Here is a 9,236-nt window from a genome sequence, read left to right as displayed (position 1 = left end):
GTCGCCTCCGCCACCTGAGGACCCGCCGGTCAGAGACACGGGCCCGCCGCCGACACCACGGCGGCGGGCTCCGTCACGTCGCGGCGGCGGCCCTTGAGCGTCAGGCTCGGTAAACCGCCATCACGGATCAGCGACGGCCTGACCGCAACACATCCACGTGGTGTCCCCAGGCGGTGAGTTGGCGGATGACGTCCAGCGGCATTCCGTCGTAGCGGTAGGGACGTGAACTGCACCTGGTCGTGCTGGACGTAGGGGTGGCCGAGGCTCTGTCGGGCCAGGCAGCCCGAGGCCGGTGGGGCTCGCGGCGCGCCTTCGCCCGGCATCGCAGGGGGCTCGACCGGTGCCCCCAGCCGTGATCCGGTTCGGGAGGCGGCATCAGCGGTCCAGTAATTCCCCTGAGCGTCGTTGCCCCTGGAGACTCCCCATGGCCACGGCGGAGGTGGGGAGGAGCGGGCCGGCCCTCAAGTGACGTTCCCGGCTGCGGGTTGTCTGTGAGTCTGCTGTGAGGACCATCACGCGGGGCGTGTCTGTCTGGTGTGCAACCTGCTGGTGAACTCGCAGGTCATGTACATGTACACGTACGGCCAGACCGCGCAGACCCATCGCGGCGGCCACCTTGGCTACAAAAGAAGGTCTCAATGAAGCTTCACCGCGCTGTGGCGACCGCAGCTGTCATGGCTGCCATTGGCCCCGTGGCACTGCTTGCAGCCCCCGCCGCCCAAGCGACGGGGGAGACGCCTGCCACCGGCGGCACCCCCTCCGTGTCCGCGACCACCACGCCGGGGCCTGAGCAGCCCTCCACCGGTGGTGTTGCCGGCAACGGGAAGTCCCCAGCCGAGGAGCCGACCGGCAAAGTGACCGCCTCCGAGTCGGCCGAGCCGACTGCTTCGGAGTCGACGCAGCCGAGCGATGAGCCGTCCCCTGTGTACACCCGCCCGACCTTCTGTTCAGGCATCCCCGATGAGGATCGCGGCAAGACGGGGCTGCGCGGCCTCCCGAGCAAGATCGTCGCCGGGTCGGGCTGGCACGAGTTCACCTATCGCGTGGTCAACGTATCCAAGATCAAGGTGATGGAGACCGACGTCTCCCTCTCTCTCGGCACCGCCGACCCGAAGATCAATGACGTCTCCGAGCTGTCCGTCACGGTCGAGTGGTACAACTCGGCGACCGGCAAGTGGAAGCCCATCGAGGGGGAGGGCGCCGAGGTCTTCGACAACAACGAGTTCGCCACGGTGAAGAGCCTCAAGCCGGGCGAGTACGCGGACGCCAAGATGCGCATCAAGATCGGCGAGAAGGCCAAGTCGGGGTCCGGCTACTTCTTCACCATCGGCCACTCGTTCGGCGAGGACGGCCAGTGCGGCTTCGACGAGATCAGCCAGTTCGACTTCACTGTCCTGTCCGCCGGCAGCAAGCCCGGCAAGGTCGAGGATGCCAAGGGCAAGCCGGGCAAGCCGGGCAAGCCGGGTAGGCCGGGCGCGCCGAACAAGTCGAGTGAGCCGGGGAAGGTCGGGAACAAGCCTGCGCCGCACGGTGGCCTCGATGAGATCGCGGTCAGCGGGAAGCTCGCCGCGACCGGTTCCTCCAGCGCGCTGCCGACCGTCGCCGCCATCGGCGGTGTCGCGGTCGTCACCGGTGCCGGGGCCGTTTTCATCGTGCGTCGCCGTAAGGCCCGTTCCCTGGCATAAGCAAGAGACCGAGCAGGCCATCGTCCGCGAAGCCTGCTGCACCCTCGACCTGCCGCCCCATGACTTCGACCTCTAGGGCTGTCCGATGGGTCGGGCGTGGGTGCGGCCTTCGGCCGCCAGACGGCGGAGGAGTGCATCGCGCTGCTGGACGGAGGGCCTGGGTGGCGGCAGCGGGACGCGACGCTGCGCATGGTGTCGGGGGAGTCCACGGGGATGGCGGGGGCGTCGGGGACGGAGGGTGAGCTGGCCGATGGGACCAGCTCGGGACCTGCTCGGGACCAGCTCGGAACGGTGGCAGTCGGACGGGGCACGGACTTCCCGTGACGCCGGGCGTGCACCAGGATGTCGCCCCTACGCCCCTACGCCCCTACGCCCTACGCCTTCGCCGCCCCGACGCACGACGACCGTAGGCGCCCCGAACATCGAACGCTCGCGCCCCGCGTGCGAGGAGACAGGAGAACCTGATGGACACCGCCCCCGATGCGCCTTCCGCCGCCCACCTGGTCGACGCCGTCGTCGTCGGGGCCGGGCTCTCCGGCCTCTACCAGCTCCACCGGCTGCGTGAACTCGGCTTAACGACAATGGTCTTCGAGGCCGGTGACGACATCGGCGGGACCTGGTACTGGAACCAGTACCCCGGGGCCCGCTGCGACGTCGAGAGCATGTCCTACTCCTACTCCTTCTCCCCGGAACTGGACCAGGAGTGGGAGTGGAGCGAGCGCTACGCGCCCCAGCCGGAGATCCTGCGCTACATCCACCACGTCGCCGACCGGTTCGACCTGCGCAGGGACGTCACGCTGCGCACCCGCGTCACCCGCGCCGTGTACGACGAGAACCGTCACGTCTGGCAGATCTCCACGGACACCGGACGGACCGTCACCGCCCGGTTCGTCGTCATGGCGTCGGGCTGCATGTCGGTCCCCAAGGACCCCGGAATCCCCGGGGCCGACAGCTTCACGGGCGCCACCTACCACACTGCCCGCTGGCCACGCGAGGACGTCTCCTTCGCCGGCAAGCGGGTCGCCGTGATCGGCACCGGATGCTCAGGCGTCCAGACCATCCCCGTCATCGCCGAGGAGGCGGCCGCCCTCACCGTCTTCCAACGCACCCCGGCCTACGCGCTGCCGGCCCACAACCGCCCGCTGCGGGGCACGGAAATCGCGGAACTCAAGGCCCGATACCCGCAGTTCCGGCGGGCCCAGCGGCTGTCCCGGGGTGGGACCGTTTTCGAGCCGCCGACCCGGTCCGCCCTGGAGGCGGACGAGGCGGAGCGCACGGCCGCCTACGAGACCGCCTGGGACTCGGGCCTGCTGAGCGGACTGCTGCGCACCTACACCGACATCCTGACCAACGAGACGGCCAACGAGACCGTGGCCGAGTTCGTCCGGTCCAAGATCCGGTCGATCGTCACCGACCCGGCGACGGCCGAACTGCTCTCCCCGCGTACGTTCCCCTTCGCGACCAAGCGCCCCTGCCTGGACACCGGCTACTACGCCACCTACAACCGGCCGCATGTGACGCTGGTGGACCTGCGCACGACACCGATCGAGACGATCACGCCCCAGGGCATCCGGACCTCGGAGGGGGAGCACGCCCTGGACGCGATCGTGTTCGCCACCGGCTTCGACGCCCTGACCGGCTCTCAGCTCGCCTTCGACATCGTGGGCAAGGGCGGCGTGACGCTCCGGGAGAAGTGGGCGGACGGCCCGCGGAACTACCTGGGGCTCGTCTCGGCCGGCTTCCCCAACCTCTTCACCGTCCTGGGGCCCCTCAGCCCGTCCGTGCTCACCAACATCGCGGTGTCCCTGGAACAGCAGGTGGAGTGGATCACTGACTGCATCGCCCATCTGCGGAGCAACGGCCTCACGGAGATCGACGCCGTTCCGAGGGCCGAGGCAGACTGGGGCGCCCGTGTGGCGGAGCTCGCCGCCCAGACGCTCTACCCGGCCGCGGCTTCCTGGTACACGGGAGCGAACATACCTGGCAAACCCCGCGTGTTCCTGGCCTACGCGGGCGGGCTGGACCGGTACCGGGAGGAGTGCGACGCCGTGGCCCAGAGCGGCTACACCGGTTTCGCCCTCTCCGCCACCTCCTCCTGAATGTGCGTGTTTTTGATCCCTGTTTACAAGGTGGGCTCTCGTCGACGGCCGTTCGTTCGTGGTCGATGGCAGTGGATGGGAGCCCACCACGGATGGCGAGTCCGAGGCCAGTGTCTTTCGCTGTGTTGATGGGGTGCGATACGCCAAGTGCGTCCCGGCTTCGATGCTCCAGGCGGCGTGGGAGCTGATCGCGGATGCTGGATGGTGAACCATGGGCGAGGGAACTGAGCTGGCCCCACGTCCGTTTTGACGAACATGCAGATTTCCCGAAGACGCACTCTGGTATCGGTCGGCGTTGCTGTGGCGGTGCTGGCTGTGGTGTCGGCGTGTGGGGCGTCGCCGGGCGGGAAGGGCGATGGCCATTCGGCCCGTACTTCGGCTTCCGCCTCGCCCACGAAGAAGGGGCCGGGCGGTGCAGGCGGACTGCTGTCCAGCGGGGTCTGGGCGTTCTACGACGTCAAGGTGAAGGGGATGCCGGATGCCGCGAAACAGTACTTCATCGACAGTCCGTGGGTGGAGTTCCATGACGACGGGACGGCGTCGGGTGCCTACGGATGCACTGCGTTTCGGGTGAAGGCGGAGGTACGGGCGGCCAAGCTGGTCGTGGGGGAGGACCTGGGGAAGCCTCCGAACCCTTCGGCGACGCCGGCCCCATCCGACTCCGGGGACAAGTGCGTACCGTACGGCGCGGACCAGAAGAAGGATCTGGCGGATTACGAGGGGAAGCTCAAGAGGTTCTTCCACGGGCCGTTGACGATTACCGAGAAGCCTCCCGAGAAGCCTTCCGAAAGGCCAGAGAAATCCGGCAACACCCGTCTGGAGCTGAAGAACGAGCACGGCGAGGCGGTCTCCGTCATGCGGAACACGCCCGAGGGGTTCTTCGACACCCGGTGGCGGCTGGAAGCGCTGAGGCCCGAAGACACCCTGATCGGCTTCAAGTCCGGCGACGACCTCTACTTCGACTTCCACCCGGACGGCACCGTCACAGGCAAGCTCGGCTGCAACGACTTCACCGCCAAAGCCTTCCTCTCCGGCGTGCACGTCTACTTCCGCGATCCGGTGCTCACAACCCACCGCACCTGCCCCGCACCGAACATGGAGGACGAATGGGCGGTCTTCGGCATGCTGTCGAAGTCACGCAACTACGCGTACGGGGCCAGCAGCGAGGCTCTGGGCTTGTATGCGGGTGTATACCCCTTCAACACCGGTCTTGAGTTCAAAGCCATGCCGTACCGATAGACCGTCAGCCTGAGAGGACCTGTCAAGGAAGATAGGTCTCGGCCATTACTCACCGGCACAAACGGCTCATGCCGCCGGGGCGGGGTGATCTAGGGCGGGGTGCTCTCTCGGATCTAGGCAATGGGCTTGGTTACAGCCTCATTTGCCGATGAACATGGACCGAGGTGGGCACTGGAAGGACCACGGAATGGTGATCAACGGGATTCCGTTCCGTCCGCGCACGGGTAGCCCATGGCGGGATCTGCCGACACGGTTCGGGAGCTGGAAGACGGTGCACCATCGCCATCGCAGGTGGTCGGCGGATGGCACCTGGGAGAGAATCCTGCGGACGGCACAGGACGAGGCGGATGGGAGGGCCGGATCAACTGGAGTCTGGTTGGTGACGATTCCACGTCTTGCCGGGCTCACCAGCACGCCGCGGGAGCTCGCGCCCGGACATCATGGATCCCTGGCCGCCGCAGTCGCCCCGCCCAGCACCGGTCCGACGAGGCGATATCGGTCCTGGACCGCATTGCGTTCCGCGCCCGGCCGGTAGCCGTCCGCGTACACAGCCTGGCCATCTGGCAGGCGATAACAAAGCCTATTCGTCACGCCACGATCGTCGCTATCTGCGCGATCGCCGCTATCTGCGACGTCGGCAGATCAAGCACACCATCCCCAGCGCCGGGACCAGCGGGCCCACCGCTGGCGCCGCGGCGGCACGGGCGGCAGGCCCACAGCATTCGACAAGATGATCTAACGATGCCGGAACGAAGTTGAGCGAACGATCAACGCGCTCAAGCGCTTCCGGGCTGTGGCAACACGGTTCGACAAGCGGGCCTACATCTTCCACGCACCGTGGCCATTGCAGTACTTCGCCTTTGGCCTGACTCCTGACCCACCGGAGAGCCTGTGGTGCCCAGCCTCACCGAATGAGCCCGATTGCCTCAATCTCGATCATCCACTCGGGGTCGGCAAGTGAGGAAACCTCCACGAACGACTCCGCGAGGTGGGGCTTGTCCGGGAAGTGTTCTGCGCGCAGCTTGGCGAAGACGTCCTGTTGCGCGATGTCGGTGACGAACACGGTCGCCTTAACCGTGTCAGCGAGACTGGAGCCCGCGTTCGTCAGCACCGTCGATAGATTCGCGAGCGCCTGACGGGCTTGAGCCTCGAAATCCCCAGCGCCGACTGTGGCCCCCTGCGCGTCGATCGGGGCCTGTCCCGATGTGAAGACCAAGTTCCCGACCCGGATGCCGAGCGAGATTCCGGCCGACTCGTACCAGTCGGGCTCGGCGGAGATGCGCACACGTTCGACGGCGGGCTGTGTATTGGACATGCTGCTGATACTCCCTCAAAAAGGCATGTGTGAAGCCGAGTGCCGCGATCGCCACCCGACATGATCCATGCAAGACAGCCACGGGATGTCGAGATCCATTCCCGAGGGCCCATAGGTTCGCCCTGTGATCACCGGGGCCTGTGCCTGTACTGCCATCGCGGCTGTAGACGCCCTCTTTCCAGAGGAGTTGGCTGACCAGCTGGCCGCGCCGCCTGAGATGCGTCGCGGGCGCGTCACCGTGAGGTGCCATGCACAAAACCAGAGGCGAACACCACCATTCCTGCCCGATTTCGGGCAGATTCGTGGACGTTTCATGGCTCCCGCCCTAGGGTGATCGCTCATGATCACCCTAGACGCGATAGGGACTTTCGCCCTGATGGTCGGACTTCTCACGCTCACTCCTGGACTGGATACCGCTCTCATCCTGCGCACCGCGGCGCTCGGGCACCGCCGTCGCGCCTGGGGCGTGGTCCTCGGCATCCAGAGCGGCACACTGGTCTGGGGCGTGCTCGCCTCGCTCGGTGTGACCGCACTGCTGACCGCGTCTCACCTCGCATACGAGACTCTTCGTTGGGCCGGGGCCGCGTACCTGGTGTGGATGGGCGGCAGGCTGCTGTGGGCCACCTGGCGCCACTCATCGAGCGAGAGCCCGCAGACAGCGGGGACCGGGACCGAGACCGGGACCGGGGTCGAGACCAGGGCCAGGACCGGGGCCGAGGCCAGGGCCAGGACGGGCACCGGCGACACCCTGCTCGGCGGCTGGCGACAAGGCTTCGTGACCAATCTCCTCAACCCGAAGATGGGCGCCTTCTACGTTGCGGTGCTCCCGCAGTTCATCCCCGACGGCGCCTCGCACCTTGCTCCAGGGGTGCTCCTGGCCGGCGTGCACATCCTCTTGGCCGTCATCTGGGCCTGTGCGCTGATCGCCTTCGCGCACATGCTCCGAGACCGCCTGCAACGGCCCTCGGCCCGCCGCTGCCTCGACCGCATCACCGGCACGGTCGTCGCCGCCTTCGGCATCCGGCTCGCGCTCGGACAGTAAGGCACCGGTCGACGCAACCGCAGCCGATCCGACAGCTGCCGAACGGGCAACCTGCACACCACCCAAAGTGAACGGACATCTGCATGGGCACGCTCCCCACCAGCGCCGAGGCTGTGGTCTTCGACTGCGACGGCCTGTTGGTCGACACCGAAGCCTGCTGGACCGTTGCGGAAACGGCCATCTTCGCGGCCCACGGCCATCCCTTCGGTCCCGAACAGAAAGCCCTGGTCATCGGCCGCACCGTGGAGGCTGCTGGAGAGGCCATGGCCGAATATCTCGGGCGCCCCGGCTCCGGCGCCGAAATCGCCGCCGAACTCCTCGAAAGGGTCCGCAAGGAGCTGGCCCGGGGCGCCGCAGCGCTCCCCGGGGCGGCGGAACTGGTGCGGGCCTGCCGGGCAGCCGTACCCATCGCCGTAGCCAGCAACAGCCCCCGGGAACTGCTGGACACGGCACTGTGGTCGGCCGGTCTCGCCGACTACTTCACACACTCGTTCGCCGCCGACGAAGTGCGCTCCCCCAAGCCCGCACCAGAGCTCTACCTCACAGCATGCGAGGCACTCGGTGCGACTCCCAAGCGCTCCGCCGCATTCGAGGACTCGGCCACGGGCATTGCCGCGGCCCGTGCAGCCGGACTCTACGTCGCGGTCGTACCCTCCCTTCCAGGAACCGACCTCGACCACGACTGGCTGGGCACCACCCTGGCCGAAGGTGAATTGCTGGACTGGGCCAGGCAACTGGGAGATGGCATGGTCCGCTGACCCACACATCCTGGTGCGCACGGACGGGCCATGTCGGCGAGTTGAAATGCTGCTCGTACCACGCCGTTGGGGCGGGCAACCGAAACGACAGGGCACAACCCACGCATCGGAGACCAGCATCTGGTCGACCACAAGTGGGGGCCGTCCGTTGGTCTCTTCCAGATGCGCTCGCTCAAGCACCCAGGGCAGTTCTCCCCACCGGACACGCTCAGGGTTGAGGCAAAGCTCAAGGATCCGGTCTACAACGCCGAGACGGCAAAGGCCATCAAAGACGCACACAACTGGAAGCAATGGTCCACGTTCACGAGCGGGTCCTACAAGCAGTACATGGATGGCGGCCCCGCCGGCCCCGGCAACTTCGAGCCGTTCCCTGGTCCGTCGTTCTTCCACACCGGAAAGAAATCGCCGATCATCGCCGCAATGCACCATCGGCTCGTCGCCGAAGGCTGCAACCGGTACCAGTCGAGCGCCAACGCCGACGTATGGGGCCCGGGCGATGTGAAGTCCTACACTGCCTGGCAGCAGAAGCTCGGCTTCGAAGGCGATGATGCCAACGGCAGCCCCGGCAAGACCAGTTGGGAGAAGCTACAGGTCCCCAACGTCTGACCGTCCTCGCTGATGGCCTTATCGAGCGGTAGTGACGTCACTTGTCGATGGATTTGAGAGGCGCTCCGATCCACGGTCGGGTGATGTTGATGAGTTTGGGAGGCACCGGGTCTCCTGCCGGATGGACGAGCGTGGCCAGGGGCCGGTCGACGAACACCAGCCGGTGCTTCGCACCGGCGCCCACAGCTCGTTTCCGCGGCCGGGAGGCCAGCCTGGCCTGATGCCGTTCCTGCCACAACGGACCTACTTCGGATGCGAGTTCAGCGGTCACATGCGCCGACAGGCCCGTGATCCGCCGATCGCTGATGATTGCCGCACGGTTCGCGTTCCCCACCACGCCACCGTGATCGACGATCAAGAGCTCATCGCACTTCACCGCTGACCATGCACGAGCTCGTTAGGGCTCGCAGAGAATCAACGTGTTGCTTCACGTGATTCGGCTCGTTGGTCTGGTATGGGCGTCTCCGATGAAGTTCGTGGTCAACTCGCCGT

9 protein-coding genes and 2 pseudogenes are annotated in these 9,236 nt (G+C 66.8%); 9 read left to right on the top strand and 2 right to left on the bottom strand.

Going from position 1 to position 9,236, the window contains the following annotated elements; genetic code table 11:
* Positions 1-212: 212 nt before the first annotated feature.
* From AB0I10_RS39185 to AB0I10_RS39160, 6 genes and pseudogenes are all read left to right on the top strand, one after another.
* A pseudogene (locus AB0I10_RS39185) lies at positions 213-341 on the top strand (ATP/GTP-binding protein); the annotation flags it as partial.
* Positions 342-692: 351 nt separating this feature from the next.
* A complete protein-coding gene (locus tag AB0I10_RS39180; RefSeq protein WP_363157528.1) occupies positions 693-1,685 on the top strand; it encodes an LAETG motif-containing sortase-dependent surface protein in 993 nt (330 codons plus the stop codon).
* A 96-nt stretch (positions 1,686-1,781) separates the two neighbouring features.
* Entirely contained in the window at positions 1,782-2,009 is a 228-nt protein-coding gene (locus AB0I10_RS39175) for a hypothetical protein (RefSeq protein ID WP_363157527.1), read from the top strand.
* A 140-nt stretch (positions 2,010-2,149) separates the two neighbouring features.
* Entirely contained in the window at positions 2,150-3,784 is a 1,635-nt protein-coding gene (locus tag AB0I10_RS39170) for an NAD(P)/FAD-dependent oxidoreductase (protein ID WP_363157526.1), read from the top strand.
* Positions 3,785-4,255: 471 nt separating this feature from the next.
* Complete coding sequence (locus AB0I10_RS39165; RefSeq protein ID WP_363157525.1) at positions 4,256-5,023, top strand: META domain-containing protein; 768 nt, start codon at positions 4,256-4,258, stop codon at positions 5,021-5,023.
* 68 nt (positions 5,024-5,091) lie between these two features.
* A pseudogene (locus AB0I10_RS39160) lies at positions 5,092-5,899 on the top strand (transposase).
* A gap of 28 nt (positions 5,900-5,927) precedes the next feature.
* On the opposite strand, the gene AB0I10_RS39155 reads toward AB0I10_RS39160, so the two are convergent.
* A complete protein-coding gene (locus tag AB0I10_RS39155; RefSeq protein WP_363157524.1) occupies positions 5,928-6,338 on the bottom strand; it encodes a RidA family protein in 411 nt (136 codons plus the stop codon).
* A 340-nt stretch (positions 6,339-6,678) separates the two neighbouring features.
* Here AB0I10_RS39155 and AB0I10_RS39150 point away from each other — a divergent pair, with 340 nt between their 5' ends.
* The 3 genes from AB0I10_RS39150 (at position 6,679) to AB0I10_RS39140 (ending at position 8,744) form a co-directional block, all read left to right on the top strand.
* On the top strand, positions 6,679-7,380 hold the full coding sequence (locus AB0I10_RS39150; protein ID WP_363157523.1) for a LysE family translocator: 702 nt from the start codon (positions 6,679-6,681) through the stop codon (positions 7,378-7,380).
* Between the two features lie 83 nt (positions 7,381-7,463).
* Positions 7,464-8,138 carry an HAD family phosphatase gene (locus AB0I10_RS39145; RefSeq protein WP_363157522.1) on the top strand — a complete coding sequence of 225 codons (675 nt, stop codon included), beginning with the start codon at positions 7,464-7,466 and terminating at the stop codon, positions 8,136-8,138.
* 66 nt (positions 8,139-8,204) lie between these two features.
* Positions 8,205-8,744 (top strand): peptidoglycan-binding protein, encoded by a 540-nt coding sequence (locus AB0I10_RS39140; protein WP_363157521.1) that lies wholly within the window; start codon positions 8,205-8,207, stop codon positions 8,742-8,744.
* Positions 8,745-8,781: 37 nt separating this feature from the next.
* Here the strand turns inward: AB0I10_RS39140 and AB0I10_RS39135 are convergent, their stop codons facing one another.
* Positions 8,782-9,102, bottom strand: a complete 321-nt coding sequence (locus AB0I10_RS39135) for a hypothetical protein (RefSeq protein WP_363157520.1) — start codon at positions 9,100-9,102, stop codon at positions 8,782-8,784.
* Positions 9,103-9,236 lie beyond the last annotated feature (134 nt).

This window comes from Streptomyces sp. NPDC050636 (genome assembly GCF_040654775.1).
Lineage (GTDB): Bacteria > Actinomycetota > Actinomycetes > Streptomycetales > Streptomycetaceae > Streptomyces.
The sequence above is the reverse complement of the archived record's forward strand: the minus strand, read 5'-3'. Positions and strand labels throughout refer to the sequence as shown.

What these genes read in the sequence shown, in the direction of transcription:
- AB0I10_RS39170 (WP_363157526.1), top strand. Translation starts at nt 2,150, where the DNA reads ATGGACACCGCCCCCGATGCGCCTTCCGCCGCCCACCTGGTCGACGCC.
- AB0I10_RS39165 (WP_363157525.1), top strand. Translation starts at nt 4,256, where the DNA reads ATGCCGGATGCCGCGAAACAGTACTTCATCGACAGTCCGTGGGTGGAG.
- AB0I10_RS39155 (WP_363157524.1), bottom strand. Translation starts at nt 6,338, where the DNA reads ATGTCCAATACACAGCCCGCCGTCGAACGTGTGCGCATCTCCGCCGAG.
- AB0I10_RS39150 (WP_363157523.1), top strand. Translation starts at nt 6,679, where the DNA reads ATGATCACCCTAGACGCGATAGGGACTTTCGCCCTGATGGTCGGACTT.
- AB0I10_RS39145 (WP_363157522.1), top strand. Translation starts at nt 7,464, where the DNA reads ATGGGCACGCTCCCCACCAGCGCCGAGGCTGTGGTCTTCGACTGCGAC.